A 25111-nucleotide genomic window follows, 5' to 3' on the forward strand; every position below is an offset into this window, starting at 1 on the left:
GTCGATGGCCGACGGGCTGGTTCGCAGCGTTATCGCCGGTAAACCCAGAGTGATGTGTGACAAGCGTGGCTCAGGGGGCGGAAACCCGCAACTCGCGGCACGGTTCCGGGCACCCTCGGTGTCCGCGCGAGCTACGGCCTCACGGTCCCCGCCCTGTTCAGTGCCCGCGCCCCGCCGCCTTGCGTACGGCCTCGATGAACCGGCGTGCCGCGGGCGGCCCCGGCTCGCCCGGTGCCGGGTCGTGTTCCCCCAGAGTCAGCTGGTAACGCTTGCCGTTGAGGTCCGCCAGCGCCCGGTCGCCGTTCGCGAACCAGGGCTTCGACGCGCGCACCGCCTGCACGGGAGCGCTGTCGATCTCGCTCCCGTAACTGGTGAGCAGTTCCAGCCTGCCGCCACTGATCCGGACCTGCCCGGCCCGGGTGAGGGAGCGCAGCCTCTTCCCGATCCGCACGCCCGTGGCCGTGAACTCCGGCTCCGCCATGATGCTCCGCCCCCTAGTCGGCTTCCGCCGAGATGCGTGGTGATCCCGCGTGGAACGTGATCCATTGTGCGCCCCCGTGCCGTGCAGTCTGCCTGCCCCCGGCGCCGAGCACCAGAGCGTACGACGCTCTCCGGTAACCGGTGGAAGCACTCACCAGGATGCGCCCCGGGTTCTTCCGGCTTCCGCCCGCCCTGCCCCCGCCCCCTCACCCCAGGCTTGCCTTTGAGTCGCCCAAAGGTGTGTTTATGCAGGTGAGGGGCGTACGGAAGGTGTCTATGATCGACGTGTCCGGCTGCCCCAGGAGCCGTCGGCGTGCGCAGCACAAGGAGCCTGACGTGAGCATCCCCGACCCCACCGGGACCGCCGAAACCCTCGACGTCGACCGAAGCGACGCGGGCTACCGCGCCTGGCTCAAAGAAGCCGTCCGCAAGGTCCAGGCAGACGCCAACCGTTCGGCTGACACCCACCTGCTGCGCTTCCCGCTGCCCGAGAAGTGGGGTATCGACCTGTATCTGAAGGACGAGTCGACCCACCCCACCGGCAGCCTCAAACACCGCCTCGCCCGCTCGCTCTTCCTCTACGGACTGTGCAATGGCTGGATCCGCCCGGGCCGCCCGGTGATCGAGGCCTCCAGCGGTTCCACCGCCGTCTCGGAGGCGTACTTCGCGAAACTGATCGGCGTGCCCTTCATCGCGGTGATGCCGCGCACGACCAGCGCCGAGAAGGGTCGCCTCATCGAGTTCCACGGCGGCCAGTGCCACTTCGTGGACGACTCCCGGAAGATGTACGAGGCCTCGGCAGCCCTCGCGGCGGAGACGGGCGGCCACTATATGGACCAGTTCACCTACGCGGAACGGGCCACGGACTGGCGCGGAAACAACAACATCGCCGAATCCATCTTCCGCCAACTGGAGTGGGAACGATTCCCGGAGCCCGCGTGGATCGTCGCCACGGCCGGCACGGGCGGCACCTCGGCGACGCTGGCCCGCTACGTCCACTACACGCAGCGCGACACCCGCATCTGTGTCGCCGACCCGGAGAACTCCTGTTTCTTCGAGGGCTGGACCACCGGCGATCCGGACGTCACCTGCGACTGCGGCTCCCGCATCGAGGGCATCGGCCGCCCCCGCATGGAACCCAGCTTCGTCCCAGGCGCGGTGGACCGCATGATGAAGGTCCCCGACGCGGCCAGCATCGCCGCGGTAAGGGCCCTGGAGCAGACCATCGGCCGCAAGGCGGGCGGCTCCACGGGCACGGGCCTGTGGAGCGCCCTGAAGATCGTGGCGGAAATGGTAGCGGAGGGCCAACAGGGCAGCGTGGTAACCCTCCTGTGCGACCACGGCGACCGCTACCTGGACAAGTACTACTCGGACGAGTGGCTGAAAGAACAGGGCCTGGACATCGCGCCTTACGGGGCGAGAATCGAGGGGTTCCTGAAAACAGGGATGTGGCCCAACTAACCCAGGGGCGCGGGGAACTGCGCGACAAGCCACCGCGGCGCCGCACCCGCAAACGCACCTACCAAGGCACCCCCTTAGGCGGCCTCACCCGCAACAATCAGCCGCCGCAAATGCTCCGAAACCTCACCCCGAGCCTCAGGCACCAACCCCGAGTCCGTCACCAACGTATCCACCTGCTCCAACGCCGCGAACGAACTGAGCCCCACCGTCCCCCACTTGGTGTGGTCGGCGACCACCACAACCCGCCGAGCGGACTGCACGAGCCGCCGATTCGTCTCCGCCTCCGCGAGGTTGGGCGTCGACAGCCCCGCCTCGACCGATATCCCGTGGACCCCGAGAAACAACACGTCGAAGTGGAGCGACGCGATCGCCTGGTCGGCCACCGGCCCCACCAGCGAGTCGGACGGAGTCCGCACCCCACCGGTCAGCACCACCGTCGCCGCCCCCTGCCGCTGCCCCGACACGCGCTGCGCGGTGTGGAAGACGTCGGCGACGCGCACCGAGTTGGTCACCACGGTCAGATCAGGTACGTCCAGCAGCTGATGCGCCAGCGCGTACGTCGTCGTACCGCCCGACAGGGCGATCGCGGAGCCCGCCGCGACCAGCTCCGCCGCGGCCCGTGCGATGTCCTCCTTGGCCGTCAGCTCCAGGCCGGACTTGGCCTCGAACCCAGGCTCGTGGGTGCTCGCCTCGACCACCGGCACCGCGCCGCCGTGCACCTTCTCCAGGACACCCTGGCGGGCCAGCGCGTCGAGGTCACGGCGGACCGTCATGTCCGACACGCCGAGCTTGCGGGTCAGTTCGTTGACACGAACGCCACCACGACGCCGTACCTCGTCGAGGATCAGGGCGCGGCGCTGTTCCGCGAGGAGGTTCTGGTTGTCATTCACGATCGCTCCACGTCCTTCCGGGGTTCCTTCGGGCCTGCCGGTCCACTCGCCCCCACCAACTCCGACACGTCCCGCACACCCGCTGCGAACCTGCTGCGAACCCGCTCCGACAAGGACTTTCCTCCTGCTACCGGCCCGGCGGACGTCCCATACTCGCATGGGCCGGTACTCGTCGCGCCACTGCCCGTCACGACGCGAACATGTCACTCTGGCAACAACGGGCTCCTTGCTTGTCGCACGGATCGGGGAGATTCCGTGACGAGAGGTGTACGGAGCCCACCGGGCGGAGATCCTCCAGTCCCGCGCGGCATCGTTTCGGACAGGACGCAGGCCGTCGGCGCGGCACGGGGGAAGCACGAGCAACGGGGGAAGTGCGCACAGTGGAGCATGCACAGGAACAGGCCTCGAAGGCCGGGGCGAACGGCGTGGCCGAGTCGCCCGAAGGAGCCGAGCGGACCGGGGCCGGAGCGACCAGCGGTATCGCCCTGGAATTACTGGTCCACGGGGTGGGCGGCGCCACGCCCGAGAAGATGCTCAACGATCCGCGGACGGTCCGCATCACCGGCGACGACACGGCTGCCGTCTTCCGGCGCGCGGACGACGCCGAGGCGGAGGACCGGCCCGCCGACCCGCACGGCGCACCGGTGCGCGAGGCTTACGTCTGGTGCAACCTCACCTCCGGAAACGGCACGCGCGCCCTGTGGCTGTTGCTGCTGCCGTTCATGGTGGTCAACCTTGCCCACTGGATGCGCCCCACCGCCCGCAGCCGGCCGCGCATGGTCCGTCTCTACGGCCTCCTGGTGCGCCTCGCGGGCCTGACCCTCACCGTCCTCCTGGTCGCCGCCGCCTGCGAGGTCGCCCTCGACCTCACCGCCTGGCAGTGCGCGGGCAGGCGCGCGTGTGCCGAGGCGCACTCGTGGCTCGGTTTCCTCTCACCGACCGAGTCGGACGGCGGCTGGTGGAGCGCGCCGGGCCGCCGCCTCGCCCTGGCCGCCGTGGTGCCCGCCGTGCTCACCGGCCTGCTGTGGTTCCTCTCCCGCCGCACCTGGAGCGCCTACGAGTCCCAGCGGCCGATGGCCCAGGCCCCCGAGCCCGCCGACGAGAACATCCGTACGGCGCTGGGGCGGCCCGGGTTCTGGTACGGGCGGCGGCTGGTCGCCCGGCTGCGCGCCGCGCACACCGCGGCCGGCCTGTTGACCGTCGCCGCCGCCCTGGGCTCCGCCCCCGCCCGTCACGACCGCGAGCCCGGCGGCCCGGCGACGCTGGAAACCCTCGCCGGGCTCCTGTACGTGGCGCTGATCGCCGGGGCCGTCGCCGTGGTGTGGGTGGTGTGCCGCCGGGGGCGCAGCGAGAGACGCCTCGATCAGGCACTCGACCGCCGGCTCGTCCGTCTCCTCCCGGGCAGCGCGCTCGCCCTGCTGCTCCTGACGTCCGTGTACGCCTGCTGGTCCCGTCCTGGGTGGAAGTCGACGGGACGGCTGCCGGGCGACACGACCTTCGGCACCCTCGCCCTCCTCCAGGGCCTCGTCGTCGTCGTCCTGGCTGTCGTCGCCCACCTGCTGTACCGCGCGCACCCTGACCCGCGCGCCGCCATGCGCGGCCTCGGCGGGCCCGCCGTCGCGACGCTCGCCTGCGCGCTGGGCGGTGTGATGTCGGGCGGCGTGTCCCAGCGCGTCGCCGACTGGCTGGACGGCACCGGCGGCACCATCGCAGGACCGCCCGTCCTGCTGACCTGGCAGGCATCCGTGATCCCGGCCGTCCTCCTGGTCGTCCTGGGCCTGATCGGCTGGCTGGCCCGACGCACCCTGCAACTGCGCCGCGCCGGGCTGGACGCCGTGGAGCAGGACTACGACGCCGGCTCAGGGGAGCCCATGGACGCCGCGCGCACCCGCCGGATCGCCGGCATGCGCGCGATGGCCGCCCTCACCGACCGGGCCCCCCGCATCGTCGGCATCACCTCCGCGGTGACACTGCTCCTGGGCGCCACCGCGCTGGCCGGCGCGCAGATCACGGACGACACGCCGGGAGAGGCCTCGCACGCCTCGTACGCGGTCGTCCAGGGCGCCGCCGAGACCGCCCAGGCTCTCGGGTCCTGGCTGATCGGAGTCGGCTTCCTGCTGTTCGTCACCTGGGGGCGGCGCGCCTACAAGGACCCGGCCGCGCGGCGCACCATCGGCATCCTCTGGGACGTCGGCACCTTCTGGCCGCGCGCCTCCCACCCCTTCGCGCCGCCCTGCTACGCCGAGCGCGCCGTACCTGACCTGACCTGGCGGATGGCGACCTGGACCGAGGCCACCGGCGGCCGCCTGGTCATCTCCGGGCACTCCCAGGGCAGCGTCCTCGCGGCAGCCGCCGCCTGGCAGCTGAAGCCATCCGTACGCAAGCGCGTCGCGCTGCTGACGTACGGCTCACCGCTGGAGCGCCTGTACGGGCGCTGGTTCCCGGCCCACTTCGGACCGGCCGCGCTCACCTCGCTGCACCACGATGTGGCCTGCTGGCGCAACCTGTACCGGCTCACCGACCCCATCGGCGGCCCCGTACACCTGCCCGGCGACTGCGGCCCCGAGGTGGACCGCGGACCACTCAAGGACCCGCTCGCCTACGGCCGCAACAAGGACCATCCGCTGCCCTCGCCGATCCTCGGTCACTCCGACTACCAGGCCGACCCCGCCTTCGCCGAGGAGCGCGAAGAGCTGCTGGGGCGACTCAGGCCCCGCGAGGCACTGCCCGGGCCACGCCCCGGCGCCGGGGCTCAGGGCAGCTCGGGAAGGTCCTCCGGGTAGAGCAGGGTCAGGTCGTCCGTGCTCGGCTCGGCGTGCTGGGCGACGCGGCCCGCGTGCCGCTCGACCATCGCCTCGAACGTCTGCCGCGACGTACGGCCGTTGCCGAACGTCGCCCCCTTGGGGATCGCCTCGAAATACTTCAGCAGGGCCTCGGAGGAGCCAGGGCCGAGCCGGTACTCGTGCTCCTCCGCCTGCTGCTCCACGATCCGCAGCAGCTCCTCGGGGCCGTAGTCACCGAAGGTGATGGTCCGCGAGAAACGGGAGGCGACACCGGGGTTGACCGACAGGAAGCGCTCCATCTCGGCCGTGTAACCCGCGACGATCACCACCACGGCCTCCCGGTGGTCCTCCATGAGCTTCACCAGCGTGTCGATGGCTTCCTTGCCGAAGTCACGGCCGGAGTCCTCCGGGGACAGCGCGTAGGCCTCGTCGATGAACAGCACACCGCCGCGCGCCCGGTCGAAGGCCTCCTGGGTACGGATCGCCGTCGAACCGATGTGCTCGCCGACGAGGTCCACCCGGGACACCTCGACGAGATGGCCCTTCTCCAGGACACCGAGCGCGGCCAGGATCTCGCCGTAGAGCCGGGCGACCGTCGTCTTGCCGGTACCGGGGGAGCCCGTGAAGACCAGATGGCGTCGGGCGGAGGCCGCCTTGAGGCCCGCCTGCTGCCTGCGCCGGCCGACCTCGATCATGTCGGTGAGGGCTCGCACCTCGCGCTTGACGCTCTCCAGACCCACCAGCGCGTCGAGTTCACCGAGGACATCCTTGGAGGACCGCGCGGCCGACTCCGACTCCGGGGCGGCGACGGCCGGCTCCGGCTCGGTGGTGCGCTGGCCCGGGATCGAGCCCAGCAGCCCATGCGACTGAGCCACCGCCGTCTGTACGGCTGTCTCCGGCAGCGGAGGCGTCCGCAGGGCCGCGCTCTCGTCGCTGGTGCAGTCCTCGACGACCGGCCCGCCGCCGGAGGCCGTGCCGGAGCCGCCGTCGGCGAACTCGTAGCCACCGCGCGCGCACCGCTCCGTACGGCACTTCGTCAACGTCGAACGGCAGCCGTCTATCACATGGAAGCCGTAGCCCTCACTGCCCGTCACCCGGCAGTGCAGGAAACTGCCCCGGCCGCCCGCCGACACGTAGAAGCCCGCCTCGGCGGGGGAGTCGACCGTGCAGCGCTCGATGGTGGGATCGGCGCCCTTGGTGACGATCACGCCCGTCTGGGTGCCGACCACCGTGCAGCCGTTGAGCGTGCCGCCGCTGCCGTGGTCGCGGAACCAGGCGCCCGTCGCGGCGTCCCGGATCCTGCAGTCGTCGAGCTGCGCCGTCGCGCCGTCACTGACCGACACGGCGGTGTTGCGCACCTGCGAGAGGTCGCTGTCGATGACGTCCGCGCGCGAGCCCCGGTCGAGCACGAACAGCGCGTCCGGCACGTCGTGCACCCGGCACGATTCGAGAACCGCCGTGGCGCCGTCGCTGATCCACACCGCCGGGTAGTCGCCGGTGCTGTTGAAGATCTCGCACTGGTTCGCGTCCACCCGCGTGCCCGGGTCCCACACCGACAGCCCGTTGCGCCCGAACTGACGCACCGTCGTACGGGTCAGCGTGAGGACCGAGCGGGACCGCAGATCGACCGCGTTCTCCGGGATGTCGTGGATGCGGCAGTCGGCGAGCGTCAGCACGGCGTCGGTGTCGAGCGTCACGCCGTCCGCGGACGTACGGTGCACATCGCAGTCGGTGAGGAAGGCGGTGGCCCGGCCGGTGATCTGGACGCCGCTGCCCTTGACCTCGTAAACCTCACAACCGACCGCCTCCAGCGCCGAGTTCTCGCCCGAGACCGACAGACCGACGCCCGAGGCGTGGTGCACCCGGCAGCGCTCCAGACGCGGATGCCCGCCGTCGCGCACGGTCACCCCCGCCTGCCCGGCCGCGACGACCTCGCACTCCTCGAACACCCCGCCCGCGTCGTCCAGTACGGCGATGCCAGCACCCGCCGGGTTGTCGACCGTGCAGCGCCGCACCGTCGGGCGCGCGCCGCCGCGCACCTCGATGCCCGCGGCGGACCGGGTGACGATCCGGATGTCCAGCAGCTCCGGTGTGCCCTCCTCGACGAGCACGGCGGCCGAGGTCGAGTCCTGGCCCTCCACATGCAGGTCCTGGACCACAGCGGAGGCGCGCACGGTGAGGGGCACACCGTCCACGGGCGCGATGCGTACCGAGCCGGGAGAGCCCTCCGGGCCGCGCAGTGTCACCGCGCGCTCGACGACGAGGTTCTCCCGGTAGGTGCCGGGGGCGACGGTGAGGACGTCGCCGTCCGCCGCGGCCTCCAGGGCGGCGGCGAGCGAAGCGTACTCACCCGTGCGGCGCCGCCACCTCGATGTGCCGGTGTGCGTCACCTGGACCGTGCCCTGTGCCATGGCGCTGCTGTGCCCCCACCTCGTGGAACGCGGGAAGTCGCGGAAGGTGCCGAACGATGTCGGCCGGTCCACCGTAGCGTGCGTGGGCACGGTGGGTTGACCAGAGCGGGAAGGCGGTCAACTGCCGGTCCCGGTCCGGCCCCAGTCGGGTCCGGCCCGGTCCCAGGCCTGGTCCCAACGGGCGTACCGGCGACGGACCATGCGCCAGACGATCAGGCGTCGGCCGCCCTCGAAGAACCCGGCCGACAGGGCGGTCACGCCGACCCCGGCGAGAACCGCGTGTGTCGTCGCGGTGGCAGTGTCCAGTGGGCGGGCGGCTATTCGCCCCTGTCCGTCCGTCCACAGGGTGAAGTGGTCGCCGGGGTGCGGGGACTTGAGGCTCGCCATGACCTGGCCGTGCTGCGCCGTGCCGTCAGGCCCCGCCCAGTCGGCCTCCACACGGCTTCTCGCCTCCCGCCCGGAGGTCGACTCGGGGTCGGGCTCCAGCGGGGAGCGGGCCAGCTTCTTGACCACGGTGGCCGTCACGAGATGGCGGGCCTCGCGCTGGTCCCGTACGGCCTGTTGCAGCGCGTCCTGGGCGGCACCGCCGACCAGGACGCCGATCAGGGGCGCCGCGAGCAGGATCAGCAACAGGGCCGTGAGCGCCACCCAGGCCTCCGCCAGGTCGGTCGCGCGGCGCAGCGGATTGTGCCGCCAGCGCCAGAGTCCGCCGATCGCCCGCACAGCCGCACCCCCTTCCCGCTCCGTGATAACCCCGGTCGGAGGAGTTCACGCACGCTGCCGGTCAAAGAGAGAGCGAAATCACCCCTCACCGGCTCTCACCGGCCGTCTCATGAACTTCTCACCAACCCAACGGCCAGGCCCCGTGCCGGTGTTCCCGCCCCCGGGACCAATCGGAAGATCACGTCCAAGGGCACGGCGGAAGATCACGCCCGCCTATTCGAGGACCCTGAACGGATCGCCGACGCTGATCGTGCCGGGAGTCTCGGGTACCAGGTTCTGGCCGAAGACCAACTGGTTGCCGAAGCGGCGATGACGCCCGAGCGTGCGCAGCGGTTCCCGCCCGCGTTCGGAGGTCTCCTGGTCGGTGGTGGTCACCACGCACCGCCCGCACATCTTGGCGACCCGGAAGGAGACCTCGCCGATGGCGATCCGGGACCAGCCGTCCTCGGCCCAGGCGGCCGTCCCCGACACCACCACGTTGGGCCGGAAGCGGTTCATCGGCAGTGGGCCCTCCTGAGGGCGATCCCCTTGCGCGACCAGCGAGTTGAGGGCGTCGAGCGACGCGAGCGTGGTGAGCAGCAGCGGGAAGCCGTCGGCGAAGCTCACGGTCTCGCCGGGCAGCGCGAACTCCGGGTCGACCGCGCGACGCGTGCCCGGGTCGTCCATGTGCAGGAGACGTACGTCCTCGCCCAGATATCCGCCGCACCAGTCATGCGCGTCGTCGCCCGCGAGCACCGCCTGCACTTTGGTGCCGAAGATGTCCACCGTCGTCGTGCCCATCACCTCCGGGACGGGCACGATCAGGGGCGCGCGACCGGGCGCGGACAGTCGGATCCCGCCGCCGGGCAGCAGCTCGGCGGCCGCCTGCGCCAGGCGCGGCTGCTGGCGTTGTGTGACGACCTTTCCCCCGGCGTCAATCAGAACCCAGCGTCGGTCTCCGGCCAGCCCCCAGGGCTCCACCACGGCTTGCCGGGGCGCCTGGCCCCGGAACGCCTTGACCGGATGAATGTGAATCGAGTGCAGCTCCGCATTCCCCATACCGCCATCGTGCCAGCAGGCACGGACACTCCGGGGGCGAGATCAGTACCCGCGGTACTGCTGCTGCTGGTTGTTGTACGGGTCCTGGTACTGCGGCTGGGCGGGCCGGGGAGCCGCGGGACGCATCGCCTCGTAACCGGTGGCAGCCGCCGGACGCTGCTGCTGCATCGGCTGGCCGCCGGGGTAACCGCGCGGCGGTACCTGCTGCGGGATGTACGCCGCCGGCGCCTGCTGCAGCGGCGAGGGCTGCTGCGCCTGCGGGTAGCCGTAGGAGGGGGCCTGCTGGGACGGGCCGGCCGGCAGGGCGGGGAGCGCAGACGGCAGCGCCGGCAGGTTGCTGCTGCCTGTGTCGTACGCGGCGGGGACCCGGATCGGGGCGATCTGAGGGGTACCCCGCTCGGCGACGAGCGAGTCGTAGATCGGAGTGTCCGGGAAGGCGGAGTAATAGCCGCCGCCGTAGGTGGAGCGGGGGGAGGTCATGGCACATAAGTTAAGCCCACGATGAGCTGGTTGGGGAGACCGATAAGAGGGTTGTTTTCCGTGTCGGCAGTGACTTGGGACCCCTAATGCGAGCGAACTTGCCAAAAAGGGGCATCTGATCATGCTGAGATCAGGTAAAGGCCAGGTTCCGGGCGGGTTACCGACGGGTCGCCCCGCGTTCTTCCCGCGTTCGGTAGGGGAGTTCAACGGGAGTTCACAGGCCCGGGAGAATAGGTTGGGTCGCGAGGCGAGCAGAGATGGGGGCAGCCATGTCAATGCCTAAGGGATCGAACGCTCCGGTGCCGACGGCGGCGCTCCGGGTCGAACTCGGCTGGCGTTCCGGTGCGGGCGTGCCCGACGCGGACGCGTCCGCGCTGTTGCTGGTGGCCGGAAAGGTCCGTTCCGACGCCGACTTCGTCTTCTACAACCAGCCTGTGCACTCCTCCGACGCGGTCCGGCACGAGGGCAAGCGGGACGGGGGTGGCCGGGTGACGGACACCCTTCTCGTCGACCTCGCGCGCGTGGAGCCGGCGGTCGAGACCGTGGTCCTCGCGGCCTCTGCCGACGGAGGAACGTTCGGGCAGGTTCCCGACCTGTACATCGAGGTCCGTGACGCGGCGCAGGACACGGTGGTCGCCCGCTTCGACAACCCGGGCGCCAGTGTCGAAACCGCGTTCGTACTCGGCGAGTTCTACCGTCGCCAGGGCGCCTGGAAGTTCCGCGCGGTCGGACAGGGCTACAGCAGCGGGCTGGCAGGCCTGGCCACGGACTTCGGCATCACCGTGGACGAGCCCCAGCACACGCCGGCCCCGCCGATCGCCGCGCCGCTCGTCGCACCTCCGGTGACCATGACCCCGCCGCCCGCACGGCCAGTGACCGCGCCTCCGCCCGCCCCTCCCACGACGCCGGTACGCCTGACCAAGGTGACGCTCACCAAGGAGGCCCCGTCCGTCTCGCTCACCAAGCAGGGCGGCACCTCGGGCGCCCTGCGCGTCAACCTCAACTGGCAGGTGCACAAGCAGTTCTCGGGGTGGGGCAGCAAACTCGGCCGCGCGGTCGCCCAGCACTCCGATCTCGACCTCGACCTGTGCGCCCTCTTCGAGCTCTCCGACGGCAGCAAGGGCGTCGTACAGTCCCTCGGCAACGCCTTCGGGGCGCTGCACCAGCCGCCCTACATCCACCTCGACGGCGACGACCGCACCGGGTCCCTGTCGAGCGGCGAGAACCTCACCGTCAACCTGGACCGCAAGCAGGCCTTCCGGCGCATCCTCATCTTCGTGACCATCTACGCGGGGGCACGTTCCTTCGCCGACCTGCACGCCACGGTCACCCTGACCCCGGCGAACGGAGCGGCGGTCGACTTCTCGCTCGACGAGTGCACGGTGCCCTCCACGGTGTGCGCGCTCGCCCTGATCACCAACAACGGCGGCGATCTGATCGTCCAGCGCGAGGCCCGCTATCTCGTGCCCGAGCGCGGGGTGAGCCCCCAGCGGACCGTCGACCGCGTCTACGGCTGGGGCATGAACTGGACGCCCGGCCGCAAGTGACGCACGCGGATCAGCTCTCGTCCGCGGCGGTTTCCGGACGCGCGTACGTCCGTCCCTTCCAGGCCGCGCCGCGCCCCCGGTAGTGCTGCACCGCCGAGTCGACCGTCATGAGGAGGTACAGGAACGCGGTGAACGGCAGCAGAGGAGCGAGCCACAGCGGCTGCCCGTAGTAGCGCAGCATCGGGGCGTACGTCCCCGCCATCACCAGCCACGCGAAGCCGCCGCACACCGCCGCCGGCGTCGTCCCGGTGGTGAGCCCGGCCAGCAGGGCGAACGGGGGCAGCAGATACACCAGGGCGAGGCCGAGCACCGTGCCGAGCAGCAGCGGCGGGCTGTGGCGCAGTTGCGCGTACGCGCTGCGCGAGACCATCCGCCACAGGTCGTGCAGCCGCGGGTAGGGCCGCACGCTGTCCACCCGCTCGGCGAGCCCCAGCCAGATGTGGCCCCCGCCGCCCTTGACGGCCCGTGCGAGTGCCACGTCGTCGATGACGGCGTGGCGGATGGCGTCCGGGATCCGGGCCCGCTCTGCCGCCTCCGTACGCAGCAGCACGCACCCGCCCGCGGCAGCCGCCGTCCGCGTCCCCTTCCTGCCGATCCGGCGGAAGGGATAGAGCTGCGCGAAGAAGTACACGAAAGCCGGCACGACGAGCCGCTCCCAGACGCTCTCCACCCGCAACCTGGCCATCAGCGACACGGCGTCGAAGCCTCCGCCCCGCGCCGCCGCCACCAGTTCCCGCAGACTGTCCGGCGCGTGGGCGATGTCCGCGTCCGTCAGCAGCAGGAACTCCGGTCCACGCGCGCGTGCCAGGCCGATGCCATGGCGTACGGCCCACAACTTGCCCGTCCAGCCCGCGGGCGGTTCACCGGGCGAGTCCACGGTCAGCGGCAGCCCGCCGTGGCGCCGCGCCAGCTCCCGGGCCAGCTCCCCGGTCCCGTCCGAACTGCCGTCGTCGACCAGGAAGACCTCGGCACGCCCCGGATAGTCCTGCGCGAGCAGCGACGGCAGGCTCGCGGGGAGTACGGCGGCCTCGTCGCGCGCCGGCACGACGATGCAGACGGACGGCCAGGTCTCCGGTTCCCGGGCGTAGGACGGCAGTCTGACGTCCGTACGCCAGAAGAAGCCCTGGCACAGCAGCAGCCACAGCCAGGCGGCGAGTGATCCCACGGCGATCCACACAACGGCGCTCACCCGCCGCAGTCTGCCCCACCCCAGAGGGCCGTATGGGCGCGCCGTTTATAGTGACCGGGTGAAGATCGCGTTGATGGACTCCGGAATCGGACTTCTGCCGGCAGCCGCGGCGGTACGGCGGTTGCGGCCCGACGCGGATCTCGTGCTCTCCCTGGACCCTGCGGGCATGCCCTGGGGTCCGCGGACCCCGCAGGACCTCACCGAGCGCGCCCTGGCCGTCGCCGAGGCCGCCGCCGCGCAGCGGCCCGACGCCCTGATCGTCGGCTGCAACACCGCGACCGTGCACGCCCTGACCGCACTGCGTGCTCGCTTCGAACCGGAGCTGCCGGTCATCGGCACGGTTCCGGCGATCAAGCCGGCTGCTGCGGGAGGCGGGCCCATCGCGATCTGGGCGACCCCCGCCACCACCGGCAGCCCCTATCAGCAGGGCCTCATCCGGAACTTCGCCGAGGGCGTCGCGGTCACCGAGGTGCCCTGCTGGGGACTGGCCGAAGCCGTCGAACACGCGGACGAGACGGCGATCGCCGCCGCCATCGCCGCCGCAGCCGCCCTCACCCCCGACGAGGTAACGACCGTCGTCCTGGGCTGCACCCATTACGAACTCGTCGCCGAGCGCATCCGCGCGGCAGTCCAGCAGCCCGGCCGCCCGCCGCTCGTCCTGCACGGTTCGGCCGGCGCGGTGGCCGCCCAGACGCTCCGCAGGCTCGGCGCGCAGGCCGCCCCCGAGGCGCCGGCGGACGGCACGCTCACTGCGCTCCTGAACGGCACTGCGGGCCCGCTGCCCGCGCCCGCGCTCGCCTACGAGGAAGGCCGGCTGTTGCAGGCGGCCATCCCCGTCCGCTGACCGACGGCCGTACGGCGGCCAGTCGGAGCAGTCACCCTCCGCAACCCGGTGCCCGCGCAGCGGAACCTGAGTAATCTCATAGGCATGAGGGACCGGCCCTACAGCGAACGCGACGAACACGACGAAGCCGTGCCGACCGAGATCTGGACCGGTCGGGCGACCAACCGCGCCCAGTGGCTGCTCGCGCTCGGTGGCTGCGCCTTCATGGCGCTCGGCATCGAACTGGCGGTCGACTCGGCGTGGACGTCCGGCGTCGCACCGCTCGCCATGGCCGTCGTGGGCTGCATCGCGGCGGGACTGCTCGTCCTCTTCGGCACCATCGCGTTCGTGCACGTCGCCGTGAAGGTCGACAAGGACTCCCTCGAAGTGCGCTGTGGCCACATCGGCCTGCCGCGCCGCCGTATTCCGCTGTCCCAGATCGTCGGTGCCGACTTCGTGGCCAGGGTCACCCCCCGCCAGTGGGGCGGCTGGGGCTATCGCTGGCGGCCCCATCAGGGCACCGCGGTCGTCGTGCGCCGGGGCGAGGGCATGGTGCTGCGCCTCGGGGACGGGCACACGTTCACGATCACGGTGGACAACGCGGAGGCGGCCGTACGGGTCATCCGGGACCGGTTGCGGTCGAGTGCGGCAGGGGCCGCGACCTGACGTTCCGGTCGCTCTCCCGGTGGCCTACCGGTGTTCCCGCTGTTCCCGCGCACGTGTGGTCGCCGGGTCCGGTGTCTCGTAGACGAGCGGGCGGGCCGTCGCCAGACCCGCCAGGAGGCCCGCGCCCACGGTCACCGTGGTGAAGCTCAGCACGTTGCCGACCGTCGCGAGGGCGGCCAGAGCTGTCAGGGCCGCGCCCGCGGTCAGCGCGACGGCCGTGGGGCGGGGGGTGCGCCACAGGGCGTACAGCACCCAGCAGAAGACCGCCGCCAGCAGGGCCACGCCGACCACGCCCTGCTCGGCCGCCTGCTGGAGCGGCGCGGAGTGCGGTTTCGTGTCCGTCGGCAGCGACTGCGACGCCGTCTGGCTGAGTTCCGCGAACCTGCCCGGTCCCACGCCCAGTGCCGGGTCCCGGTGGGCGAGCAGCAGGGCGTCGCGCCACAGCTGGACCCGGTGTGCGCTCAGTTGTCCCTCCAGCGAGTCGGCGAGCCCGTCCGGCAGTACGTCCTCGGCGATCGCCCACGCCGTCCCGGTCACCAGGGCCGTCGTCAGCGCCAGCCCCGCGAGGCCCACGCCCCGGCGTGGCATGTGGTCGGCGGCGAGCGAGCAGAGCAGGACGGCGGCACAGAGGACGAACCCGGCGATCGGGCCGAGAACCGCCGACGCGATCGTGATCCCGGCGGCCAGGGCGCGCAGCGCCAGTCGCAGCGACGGAGGGCGGGCCGCCCAGGCGGCACAGCAGGCGGCGCCGGTGGCCAGGACCAGCAGCGCGGACACCGCCCCGAGGTGCCCGGCCGGGGTGGCGATCTGCGGCCCCGGCAGAGCGTGCGGGGCGGCCACTGCCAGGCCCAGCCCGGCCAGCGCCGCCGTACCGGGGGCGGCGACGGGCAGCAGCGCTCCGCAGATCCGTCCCGCCGCGTAACCGGCGGCCACCGCGAGCACTGCCAGGAGCACGCCCTCGGGGCGGCCGTCGTGCGTGGCCGCCGTGATCAGCGACCAGGTGGCACACGTACCCAGCACGACGACGCCCGCCGCGTCGGAAACGTTTCGTCTCTCACTGTCCGGCGGCGCACCCGTCGCCGACGTCATCCCCGTGGACCCCAACCCGTCGCCCCCCGACCTGTGACGGGCCCCGACCGCACGGGGCCGTCACCGGCGCGCACGTCAGAGGCTCCGGCACACCGTAACGGCTGATGCGTCATTTGTGGACGAGTTGCGCAGAAACGATGCGGCAGGTGGGTCGGAGCGGGCCCACCGGTACGGGCCGGACCGTGCTGTCGGCTCCCGGGGCAGGCGCCGTACACTCCCGGAGTGACCGCCACCGCTCCTTCCACAGCCGAGCCGGACCAGCTCGAACCGCAGCTCGCGCCCGCTTCACGCGGCGCGCGGCTGCTGCGCCTCTGGCCGGCCGCCACCGCCGCGCTCGCCGGAGTGCTGCTGTACGTCAGCTTCCCGCCGCGCACCCTGTGGTGGCTCGCGCTGCCCGCCTTCGGACTCTTCGGCTGGGTGCTGCGCGGCCGGTCCTGGAAGGCGGGACTCGGTCTCGGCTATCTGTTCGGTCTCGGTTTCCTGCTTCCGCTGCTGGTGTGGACCGGCGTGGAGGTCGGCTCCGGTCCCTGGCTGGCACTGGTGGCCGTCGAGGCGATCTTCGTCGCTCTGGTCGGCGCGGGCATCACCGCCGTGTCGAGGCTGCCCGGGTGGCCGCTGTGGGCGGCGGCCGTGTGGATCGCGGGCGAGGCGGCACGCGCGCGTGTGCCGTTCCGCGGTTTCCCCTGGGGCAAGATCGCCTTCGGCCAGGCGGACGGCGTCTTCCTGCCGCTCGCCGCGCTGGGCGGCACCCCGGTGCTCGGCTTCGGGGTCGTCCTGTGCGGATTCGGCCTGTACGAGGTCGTGCGCCAGGTGAGCGATTGGCGCCGTACCGGCGCCGTACCGCGTGCCGCAGCGGTCGTCGCCGCGCTGAGCGTGGCCGTTCCCGTGGTGGGCGCCCTGGCCGCACGGACGCTGGTGAGCGACAAGGCCGAGGACGGCACCGCGACCGTCGCCCTCATCCAGGGCAACGTGCCCCGCGCGGGCCTCGACTTCAACGCCCAGCGCCGTGCCGTGCTCGACTACCACGCGCGGGAGACCCAGCGGCTGGCCGCCCAGGTCAAAGCCGGCAAGGTGGCACAGCCCGACTTCGTGCTGTGGCCGGAGAACTCCTCCGACGTCGACCCGTTCGCCAACCCCGACGCCGCCGCGGTCATCGAGGACGCGGCCAACGCGATCGGCGCGCCCATCTCGGTCGGCGGGGTCGTCGAACGGGACGGCAAGCTCTACAACGAGCAGATCCTGTGGGACCCGGCGAAGGGTCCGACCGACACGTACGACAAGCGGCAGGTCCAGCCCTTCGGCGAGTACCTTCCGCTGCGCTCGGTGCTCGAACACATCAACAAGAACTGGACCACCATGGTCCGCCAGGACTTCAGCCGGGGCAGCAAGCCGGGTGTGTTCACCATGGACGGCGCCAAGGTCGGCCTCGCCACCTGCTACGAGGCCGCCTTCGACTGGGCGGTGCGCGACACCGTCACCCACGGCGCCCAGATGATCTCCGTGCCCAGCAACAACGCCACCTTCGACCGCAGCGAGATGACCTACCAGCAGCTCGCGATGTCCCGTATCCGCGCGGTCGAGCACAGCCGGACCGTCACAGTCCCCGTGACCAGCGGTGTGAGCGCGATCATCATGCCGGACGGGAAGATCACCCAGAAGACCGGCATGTTCGTGGCCGACTCCCTCGTCCAGAAGGTGCCGTTGCGCTCCTCGGAGACGCCCGCCACCAAGCTTGGCATTCTGCCCGAGATGCTCCTCGTCCTGGTTGCCGCCGGCGGTCTCGGCTGGGCTGTCGGCGCCGGGGTGCGCGGGCGGCGCGCCGGTGGCGTGTAGCGGTACGCCGGTTGCACGCCCCCGTGATCAACAAGGGTGACAGGACCGGCCCGTTAGGGTCGGGGCATGGCTACTCCTGACTTCATCAGCGCACTACGTTCCTCCGCCGGCCGTCAGTTGCTCTGGCTCCCCGGTGTCACTGCCCTCGTCTTCGACGACGAGGGCAGAGTGCTCCTGGGCCGGCGCACCGACACCCGTAAGTGGTCGGTGGTCGGCGGCATCCCGGACCCGGGCGAGCAGCCGGCGGCGTGCGCGGTGCGGGAGGTCTACGAGGAGACGGCGGTCCGGTGCGTGCCCGAACGGGTCGTGCTCGTCCAGGCACTGGACCCGGTGACGTACGAGAACGGTGACGTCTGTCAGTACATGGACATCACCTTCCGCTGTCGGGCCGTCGGCGGGGAGGCTCGGGTCAACGACGACGAGTCCCTGGACGTCGGTTGGTTCACGGTGGACGCGCTGCCTGAACTGAACGAGTTCGCTCTGTTCCGGATCAAGCAGGCGATGTCCGATGCCGAGGCGCCCACCTGGTTCGACACCACGGGTTTCGCCAGTTTCGAATGACTCGGGCCGCGCTGAGTGGTTCAGCCCCGGGCGAGCGAGCGTGTCATGACGGCGCTGAGGACCCGTACGCCGCGGGTGGAGCCCGGATGGATGCCGGTGAGCTCGTGTGCGCGCCGGAGGCGGTAGTCGAGGGTGCGGGGATGGACGTTCAACGCTGTGGCCGTGCGCGCCCGGCCGTTGGCGGGGTTTCCGCCCAGAGGGTGTTCGTTCGAACTCCTGTCTTGGATGTCATGTCCTGTGGTGTCATCGGCGTGTTGTTGGCCGTGGGTCGGCCGGGACGCTGCCTGTCAGCTGTCAGTCGCGGCCCGCACCCCGGTAGAGGTCCAGCTCACCGTCGAGCTCCACGGCCAGGACGGTCGCGTACTCGTCCAGGTCGGCCGCCCTGGGCGCGTCGATCCAGGTCACGCCCGGCACCTTGTCCAGACCGCCGGTGACGTGGTGGCCCAGCTCGACGCCCGTGCCGACGACCGAGACGCGCCGTACCGCGTTGCGCAGGCCACGGATCGACACGGCCTCGCGGGGCGCGTCGAAGCAGATCAGGTACAGGGTGCGCCGGTCGGCGGAGAGCGTGCTCGGCCCGTAGTGGTGGCCGGCGGGCAGGCCCGCGACCGTGCCGTACACGGCGTCGGCGTGCTTGGTGACCCAGGCACCGAGCCCCTCCAGGCGCTCTACCTGCTCCGCGGGAATCGTGCCGTCCTCCATGGGGCCGGCCCCGAGCAGCAGGTTGCCGCCCATGCCGATCGTCTCCGTGAAGTAACGCACCAGCTGGCGGACCGACTTGAAGTCGCGGTCCTTGGCCCGGTAGCTCCACGAGTCGTTGATCGTCAGGCACAGCTCCCACGGGCCGTCCGGGGCGATCAGCGGAACGCCCTGCTCAGGGGTGGCGTAGTCGCCGTAACTGAGCATGCGGGCGTTGAGGACGGTGTCCGGGTTGCCCGCGAGGATCAGCTCGGACAGCTCCCGCATCCGCCACTGCTCCTCGGTTCGCTCCCACTCGCCGTCGAACCAGAGGATGTCGGGGCGGAAGCGCTCGACCAACTCTCCCACCTGGCCGTCGCGGTAGGCGAGATAGCGCGCCCAGGCCTCCGGGTCCTCCTCGCCGGGGCGGGCTTGGGAGTAGTCGTTGGGCTCGACGATGTGGGGTCCGGGGTGGCGTTCGCTCGCGTAGTCGGGGTGGTTCCAGTCGGAGTGCGAGTAGTAGAGGCCGACCTTCAGGTTCTGCTCGCGGAGGGCGTCGACGAAGCCGGTGACCAGGTCGCGGCCGGCCGGTGTGTCGTGGACCACGTCCAGATTGCGGTGGTCGGTGTCCCACAGGGCCACGCCGTCATGGTGCTTGGTGGTGAGGACTGCGTACTGGGCGCCGACGCGGGCGAACAGCTCAGCCCATCCTTGCGGGTCGTAGCGCGAGGCGGTGAAACGGTCGAGCTGTTTCATGTACTCCTCGTGCGTGACCTCGCCCGTGTAGAAGGACCAGGACTCGGCCCAGCCGTCCACGGCGTAGATGCCGTAGTGGATGAAGATGCCCAGCTTGGCATCGGAGAACCAGGGTTGCATCGGCATGCGCCCACGCTAGGCACGGGCTCCCGGCGCGCGCGTGGGCACCGGTCACCATTACTGGTCTGTTTTCACCATCGGCAGATGACGTCGCATGGGCGTATCGGAGTCGCGCACGAGGCGTACGGCCAACGGCCGCGGCGGCAGCCGGCACGCCAAGTCGGGCGACGCGGCGAACAACGACCTCGTGTTCCGTGGCGACTTCAACGGACTGGTCGAAAAACCAATGCCGGTACATCAGCGGCTCGACGGCTCGACGGACAGCTTCGCGACTGTCACGGATACCGGCGGAGCCGCTGACCGCGGCACTGCGGGGCAGGGGCGGCGCGTCCCCGACGTCGCCTGTCCGGGGCGCGCATGCCCGCGACCCGGTCGGGTAGGCGACCCACACTGTGCCCGGGGCCGACCGTGTCCCGGGCGGCCCGTACGACCGCCGCTACCAGGGGACCCACCATGGAGACACCCGCACGCCATCACACCGCCACACCGGCCCGGCGGGCGCTCGACGCCCTGGCCGACAACAGCCAGGATCCGGCCGCGCTGGACGTCCTCGCGATGAGCGACGTACTGGTCCCCGTACCTGACGACGTCAGTGACGTGGACGCCGGCAATCCCTCGACCGTCGCGCTGCCCGTCCTGGAGGAGCCGGACGGGCGGGAGGCCGTGCCCGTGTTCACCTCGGAGCCCGAACTGGCCGAGCTGCTGCCGTCCGTCTCCCGCTACCGTGTGATCCCGCTGGGCGCGCTCGCCGACCAGTGGCCCACCGGTGACCTCTCGCTCACCATCGACGCGGCCTCCCCGCACGGGATGACGGTCACCTCCGAGGGCGTACGCACCCTGCTGGCCAGGCCGTTCGAGTACTGAACCCCCGTACGGCTAAAGGGACTTGCCGGGGTTGAGGATGCCCCGTGGATCGAACGCGTCCTTGATGCGCCGCTGCAGCGCATGGGCGGCGGGCCCGAGTTCGTCGGCGACCCACTGCCGCTTCAGCACGCCCACCCCGTGCTCGCCGGTCAGCGTCCCGCCGAGCCGCAGCGCCAGGGCGAAGATCTCGCCCGCCGCCTCCCAGGCGGCGTCCGGCAGCCCGTCCAGGGCCGGGTCGACGACGATGATCGGGTGCAGGTTCCCGTCCGCCGCGTGCGCGATGGTGAACACGGGGACGCCGTGACGCCGCGAGATGTCCCGGATCTCGCGGGCCGCCTCAGCGAGCCGGGAGCGGGGTACCGCGATGTCCTCGATCAGCGGGCGGCCCAGCCGCTCCAGCGCGGGCAGGGCGCCTCGGCGGGCGGCGAGCAGGGCCTCGGCCTCGGCCGGGTCCTCGGTCCGCTCGACCGACGTCGCGCCCGTCCCGGCGAGGACCTCGGCGACCGCCGCCGCTTCCGCCCCGGCGCCGGCCCCGTCGCACTGCACCAGCAGCAGCGCGGCGCCGCGCTCCCGCAGCGCCGGGTCGACGGCGTTCAGCACCGGCCCGTCGACCAGTTCCGCCAGCGCCGGTACGACCCCGGCCCTGCTGATCGCGTACGAGGCCTCGGCGGCTGCCTCGAAGGACGGGAAGTACGCGGCGAGGGTGGCCGTGGCCACCGGCAGCGGGCGCAGCCGCAGCGTCGCCGAGGTGATCACCGCGAGGGTGCCTTCCGAGCCGGTGAGCAGCGCGGTCAGGTCGTAGCCGGTGACGCCCTTGACGGTACGGCGGCCCGTGCGCACCACCGTGCCGTCGGCGAGCACCGTCTCCAGACCGAGCACACTGTCACGCGTCACGCCGTACTTGGCGCAGCGCAGTCCGCCCGCGTTGGTGGCGATGTTCCCGCCGATCGTCGACAGGGCCGCACTCGCCGGATCGGGCGCGTACCGCAGGCCGTGCGCGCCCGCCGCCCGGTCCAACTCGGCGGTGATCACGCCGGGTTCCACGACGGCGAGCTGGTCGTCCGCCGACAGTTCCAGGATGCGGTTCATGCCGGACAGGTCGAGGACGAGGGTGCCCTCGCCGGCTGTCGCGCCGCCCGACAGCCCGGTGCCCGCACCGCGCGGCACCACCGGCACGCGCAGGGCGTGCGCGTGCCGGAGGGTGACGGTCACATCCCCGGTCCGCCTCGCGTGCACGACGGCGAGCGGACCGCCGTACGCTCGGGTCCCGGAGCGGTCGGTGGCGTGCGCGGCGAGCGTCGCCGGGTCGGTGGCCAGCCGGTCGGGCGGGAGATCACGGGCCAGCAGGCCGAGGAGCTGGGCGGATGCGGTAGTCGTGGGGGCGGTCACCGGTCCTGCTCCTCGGCGTCCCGGACCGATGCCTCCGGGACATTCGCTTCAAGGGCCTTCGTTCCGATCGCGAGCACGGAGATGTCCTCCTGGGGCGCGTGCACGGGTGCGCACTGGATGTCGCGGAAGTGCCGTTCCAGGGGGTTTCCCCGGGCCAGCCCCGGATTGCCGAGCAGCCGCACGGCCAGCCCGACCGCCTGTACGCCATGGCGGTCCGCCAACACCCGGGCTCCCAGGGCTTGTTCAGGGGTGTACGAGGAGTCGGCGGCGTCCACCCGGGCGGCACCCCCGAACACCAGCTGCTCGGCTCCGGTGAGCAGCACCTCGATCTCGCCGGCCGTCCGCCGGAACCGTTCCGTACGGGCCACCGGATACCCGAGGTTGGCGGGCACCCGTGTCCGCGCGAACGTGTGGAAGTACGCCTGCGCGGCCCGTGCGACCCCCAAATACAGCGCGGCGAGCGGTAGATGAAGGGAGGCGCCCGCCCGGTTGTCCTGCTCGGCGGCCGGACCGTACGGTGCGAGGCCGATGACGTGCTCGGCCGGCACCTCCACGTCCCGGAACGTCACGTCGTGGCTGCCGCTCGCCCGCAGCCCCAACTGGTCCCAGTGGCCGGTGACTTCGATGCCGGGCGAGTCGCCGGGCACCAGGAAGGTGCCCACGCGTGGCTCCGGCTCGTCGGTGGTGGCCCACACCAGGAACCAGTCGAGGCCCTCGGCGCCGGTGACGAACCGCTTCGTCCCGCTGACCGACCAGCCGTCCCCGGTGTGCCGGGCCCGGGTGGCGGGCAGTCCGCCGCGCGCGGGGGAGCCCAACTCGGGTTCCACGCGGGCGTGGTTGATGAGCACGGGACGCACGAACGACTCCTTGACGACCCGGGCGTACAACTCCTCGGGCCAGTGCGGCTGGACGGACTGCCGGCCGTGGGTGGTGAGGGTCATCGCGGCGATCAGGGCGACGGACGGGTCCCCTTGGCCGAGGGTGTGCAGGATGCGCGCGGTCTCCTCGACGCCGGCGCCCCGGCCGCCGTACCGCTCACCGATGGTGGCGGTGAGCAGGCCGGCCTCGTGGGCGGCCTTCAGGGACTCGGCGGGGAACGCGCCCGACCTGTCGTACTCGGCGGCCAGTTCGGCGATGCGGGTGGTCACGGCGTCTTCTTCAGGTCGGCGGCAAGTTCGGTGTTGAGCTTCGTCGTCCAGAACGACTTCACGTCCAAGTGCTCTTTCAGCGCGCCGAGTTCGGTGAAGACGTCCGCCACCTTCTGCTGCGAGGCGATGGTGTCGTCGCCGACCGTGCGGGCCTGCGTCGGACGCTGGGTCTGCTGGTCGACCAGGTCCTTCTTCGCCTGAGCGAGCGGCTGGTGGGTGTTCTTGGAGACGACCTCGGCGAACTCGGCTTCGCGGCCGTCCCTGACGTACGCGTACGCCTGGGTGATCCGGGCGATCAGATCGGCCGTCGCCGCCTGCTGGGCGGGGTTCTTCAGCACGCTGTCGCGGGCCGTCCACAGGAAGTTGCCCGACAGGATGTCCTTGCCAGAGCCGACAGTCGTCGCGCCCTGCTGGTGGGCGGTGATGATCGACGTGCCGTAGGAGGCGAAGGCGTCGATGCCACCACCGTTCAGGGCCGCGAGGCCGTCGTTGGGCAGCAACGGCTTGGCGTCGACGTCGGACCACTTCAGGCCCGCCTGCTTCAGCAGTTGGTAGAGGAAGTAGTGGGCGGTGGTGTTCTGTACGTAGCCGACCTTCCTGCCCTTCAGCCCGGCGATGTCGGTCACCTTCGAGCCCTTGGGGACGACGACCTCCTGGTTGAGCGTGGCGCCGCGCTGCACGGCGACGACCTTGAAGTTCGGCTTGCCGTCGGCGGCGGCGAAGATCGGCGGGATCTCGCTGGAGGAGGCGACGTCGAGGGCGCCTGCGCGGATCGCCTGGAGCTGGAGGTCACCCCCTTGGAACACGCTCCACTTGACGTCGTAGGGGGTGTCGTCGAGGTGGGCGAACTTCAGGATCGCCTCCTCGACCTTCCAGCCGGTCGCACCGACCCTCAGGGTGACGGCGGACTGGTCGGACGACGACTCGGCCTTGGCCTGGCTACCGCAGGCCGCCGTGAGGGCGAGCAGCAGGACGGCGGCGGACGTGCGCAGTGAGCGCAGTGAACGTGAGCGGCGGAACAAGGAGTCTCCATAGGGGTGTTCGCAGACGGGGTGAGGAGGTGGTGGGGAAGTCGGTGTCAGGCGGCTCGAGTTGAGCTGGCCGCGCGGTGGGCGAGTTCCTGGCGGACCAGCGGAAGGACGTAACGGGCGTAGTCGATCGCGTCGTTGAGCGGGTCGTAGCCGCGGATCGACAGCAGGTCGCAGCCGATGTCGACGTAGTCGAGGAGCGCTTTCGCGACCGTCTCCGGTGAGCCGACCAGTGCTGTGGAGGCGCCGGCCGCGTTGGTGGCGACCGCCGGGGCGGTCCACAGGCACCGGTCGTGGACCTCGCCCCGCTCGGCGATGTCCAGCAGCCGCTGCGAACCGACGTTCGCGGGACGGCCGTTGGTCCGGTAGTGGCGCAGCAGCTCGGTGTTCGACGCCTGGTCCTTGAGCACACCGAGCGTGCGGTGGGCCTTCTCCCAGGCCAGTTCGTCGGTGGGCGCGATGATCGGACGGAACGACACCCAGATACGGGGGTCGGGGCGCCCGGCGGCAGCGGCGACCGCGTTGACGGCGGCGATCTGCTCGGCCGTCTCCTTGAGCGGCTCGCCCCACAGCCCGAAGATGTCGCCCTGCTGCCCACCGACCCGGTAGGCGTCCTCGGACGACCCGCCGACGGAGATCGGCACCAGCCCGTTCACGGGCTTCACATCGGAGTAGTAGCCCTCGAACCGGAAGTACTTGCCCTCGTGCGAGACGGGCCCCTCGGCCTGCCACACCTTGCGCAGGATCTGGATGTATTCGTCCGAACGCTCGTACCGCTCCCGCTTGTCGAGATAGTCGCCCTCGCGGCGCTGCTCCTCGTCGCTGCCCCCGGAGATGATGTGCAGCGTGAGCCGACCGTCGCTGATCCGGTCCAGGGTGGCCAGCGCCCGGGCCGCGTGCGTCGGGAAGATCACCCCCGGCCGGTGGGCCAGGATCGGCCGCACCCGCTCGGTGTGCGTGGCGACGAACTGGGCCACCTGGAAGGCGTCCGGCGAAGCCGAGTGATAGGCGACCAGGGTGTGGTCGAAGCCGCCGTCGTCGAGGGCGCGGGCGTACTTGCGGAGGTGGTCGGGGTCGAAACCGGTGCGGCTCGCCGCGGCAGGACCGGAGGCCCCGGAGTCGGTGTGCACGGCGCTGATGAACTCGACAGGCAT

At 71.5% G+C, this 25111-nt stretch carries 21 protein-coding genes and 1 pseudogene; 8 read left to right on the plus strand and 14 right to left on the minus strand.

What is annotated here, in order from left to right:
• Positions 1-157: 157 nt before the first annotated feature.
• Complete coding sequence (locus OG734_RS43740) at positions 158-481, minus strand: hypothetical protein (RefSeq protein WP_330292933.1); 324 nt, start codon at positions 479-481, stop codon at positions 158-160.
• A gap of 335 nt (positions 482-816) precedes the next feature.
• Here OG734_RS43740 and OG734_RS43745 point away from each other — a divergent pair, with 335 nt between their 5' ends.
• A complete protein-coding gene (locus tag OG734_RS43745) occupies positions 817-1941 on the plus strand; it encodes a PLP-dependent cysteine synthase family protein (RefSeq protein WP_330292934.1) in 1125 nt (374 codons plus the stop codon).
• Between the two features lie 74 nt (positions 1942-2015).
• On the opposite strand, the gene OG734_RS43750 is transcribed toward OG734_RS43745, so the two are convergent.
• Entirely contained in the window at positions 2016-2831 is an 816-nt protein-coding gene (locus tag OG734_RS43750) for a DeoR/GlpR family DNA-binding transcription regulator (RefSeq protein ID WP_330292935.1), read from the minus strand.
• Between the two features lie 380 nt (positions 2832-3211).
• Here OG734_RS43750 and OG734_RS43755 point away from each other — a divergent pair, with 380 nt between their 5' ends.
• Positions 3212-5614, plus strand: a complete 2403-nt coding sequence (locus OG734_RS43755) for a hypothetical protein (protein WP_330292936.1) — start codon at positions 3212-3214, stop codon at positions 5612-5614.
• Here OG734_RS43755 and OG734_RS43760 read toward each other — a convergent pair.
• The 4 genes from OG734_RS43760 to OG734_RS43775 all read right to left on the minus strand — a co-directional run bounded on the left by OG734_RS43760 (position 5584) and on the right by OG734_RS43775 (position 10266).
• The gene (locus OG734_RS43760) at positions 5584-8025 is read right to left on the minus strand and encodes a right-handed parallel beta-helix repeat-containing protein (RefSeq protein ID WP_330294007.1); all 2442 of its coding nucleotides are present in this window, start codon (positions 8023-8025) and stop codon (positions 5584-5586) included. The two genes, OG734_RS43755 and OG734_RS43760, sit on opposite strands and share 31 nt — an antisense overlap.
• Positions 8026-8142: 117 nt before the next feature.
• Complete coding sequence (locus OG734_RS43765; protein ID WP_330292937.1) at positions 8143-8748, minus strand: Rv1733c family protein; 606 nt, start codon at positions 8746-8748, stop codon at positions 8143-8145.
• Between the two features lie 213 nt (positions 8749-8961).
• Positions 8962-9786, minus strand: coding sequence for an MOSC domain-containing protein (locus tag OG734_RS43770; protein ID WP_330292938.1), 825 nt, complete (start codon positions 9784-9786; stop codon positions 8962-8964).
• A gap of 42 nt (positions 9787-9828) precedes the next feature.
• On the minus strand, positions 9829-10266 hold the full coding sequence (locus OG734_RS43775; protein WP_330292939.1) for a DUF6643 family protein: 438 nt from the start codon (positions 10264-10266) through the stop codon (positions 9829-9831).
• Positions 10267-10541: 275 nt separating this feature from the next.
• On the opposite strand from OG734_RS43775, the gene OG734_RS43780 reads away from it, so the two are divergent.
• Positions 10542-11813, plus strand: a complete 1272-nt coding sequence (locus tag OG734_RS43780) for a TerD family protein (RefSeq protein WP_330294008.1) — start codon at positions 10542-10544, stop codon at positions 11811-11813.
• Between the two features lie 10 nt (positions 11814-11823).
• Here OG734_RS43780 and OG734_RS43785 read toward each other — a convergent pair whose 3' ends face one another.
• Positions 11824-12990, minus strand: a complete 1167-nt coding sequence (locus OG734_RS43785) for a glycosyltransferase (RefSeq protein ID WP_443065128.1) — start codon at positions 12988-12990, stop codon at positions 11824-11826.
• 70 nt (positions 12991-13060) lie between these two features.
• On the opposite strand from OG734_RS43785, the gene OG734_RS43790 reads away from it, so the two are divergent.
• Entirely contained in the window at positions 13061-13846 is a 786-nt protein-coding gene (locus OG734_RS43790; RefSeq protein ID WP_330292941.1) for a glutamate racemase, read from the plus strand.
• An 84-nt stretch (positions 13847-13930) separates the two neighbouring features.
• Entirely contained in the window at positions 13931-14491 is a 561-nt protein-coding gene (locus OG734_RS43795) for a hypothetical protein (protein ID WP_330292942.1), read from the plus strand.
• Positions 14492-14515: 24 nt separating this feature from the next.
• Here OG734_RS43795 and OG734_RS43800 read toward each other — a convergent pair whose 3' ends face one another.
• Positions 14516-15580 (minus strand): O-antigen ligase family protein, encoded by a 1065-nt coding sequence (locus OG734_RS43800; RefSeq protein WP_330292943.1) that lies wholly within the window; start codon positions 15578-15580, stop codon positions 14516-14518.
• A 222-nt stretch (positions 15581-15802) separates the two neighbouring features.
• Here OG734_RS43800 and lnt point away from each other — a divergent pair, with 222 nt between their 5' ends.
• Together lnt and OG734_RS43810 are read left to right on the plus strand one after the other, a co-directional pair.
• The gene (lnt, locus tag OG734_RS43805) at positions 15803-17413 is read left to right on the plus strand and encodes an apolipoprotein N-acyltransferase (RefSeq protein ID WP_330292944.1); all 1611 of its coding nucleotides are present in this window, start codon (positions 15803-15805) and stop codon (positions 17411-17413) included.
• Between the two features lie 66 nt (positions 17414-17479).
• Positions 17480-17974: an NUDIX hydrolase gene (locus tag OG734_RS43810; RefSeq protein ID WP_330292945.1), complete on the plus strand. Its 495-nt coding sequence runs from the start codon at positions 17480-17482 to the stop codon at positions 17972-17974.
• A 20-nt stretch (positions 17975-17994) separates the two neighbouring features.
• On the opposite strand, the pseudogene OG734_RS43815 reads toward OG734_RS43810, so the two are convergent.
• Positions 17995-18147 (minus strand): annotated as a pseudogene (locus OG734_RS43815) (helix-turn-helix domain-containing protein); the annotation flags it as partial.
• A 121-nt stretch (positions 18148-18268) separates the two neighbouring features.
• Positions 18269-19534, minus strand: coding sequence for an alpha-L-fucosidase (locus OG734_RS43820; RefSeq protein ID WP_330292946.1), 1266 nt, complete (start codon positions 19532-19534; stop codon positions 18269-18271).
• 447 nt (positions 19535-19981) lie between these two features.
• On the opposite strand from OG734_RS43820, the gene OG734_RS43825 reads away from it, so the two are divergent.
• Entirely contained in the window at positions 19982-20392 is a 411-nt protein-coding gene (locus tag OG734_RS43825) for an SseB family protein (protein WP_330292947.1), read from the plus strand.
• Between the two features lie 12 nt (positions 20393-20404).
• On the opposite strand, the gene OG734_RS43830 is transcribed toward OG734_RS43825, so the two are convergent.
• From OG734_RS43830 to OG734_RS43845, 4 genes are read right to left on the minus strand one after another with little or no spacing between them, the layout of a single operon-like run.
• A complete protein-coding gene (locus tag OG734_RS43830; RefSeq protein WP_330292948.1) occupies positions 20405-21781 on the minus strand; it encodes an FAD-binding oxidoreductase in 1377 nt (458 codons plus the stop codon).
• Positions 21778-22929, minus strand: a complete 1152-nt coding sequence (locus OG734_RS43835) for an acyl-CoA dehydrogenase family protein (protein WP_330292949.1) — start codon at positions 22927-22929, stop codon at positions 21778-21780. Before OG734_RS43835 ends, OG734_RS43830 begins: the two co-directional genes overlap by 4 nt.
• Positions 22926-23951 (minus strand): ABC transporter substrate-binding protein, encoded by a 1026-nt coding sequence (locus tag OG734_RS43840; RefSeq protein ID WP_330292950.1) that lies wholly within the window; start codon positions 23949-23951, stop codon positions 22926-22928. The genes OG734_RS43835 and OG734_RS43840 overlap by 4 nt, the downstream gene beginning before the upstream one ends.
• A gap of 56 nt (positions 23952-24007) precedes the next feature.
• Positions 24008-25111: an LLM class flavin-dependent oxidoreductase gene (locus OG734_RS43845; RefSeq protein WP_330292951.1), complete on the minus strand. Its 1104-nt coding sequence runs from the start codon at positions 25109-25111 to the stop codon at positions 24008-24010.

The organism is Streptomyces sp. NBC_00576, from assembly GCF_036345175.1.
In the GTDB taxonomy this organism is placed as follows: Bacteria; Actinomycetota; Actinomycetes; order Streptomycetales; family Streptomycetaceae; genus Streptomyces.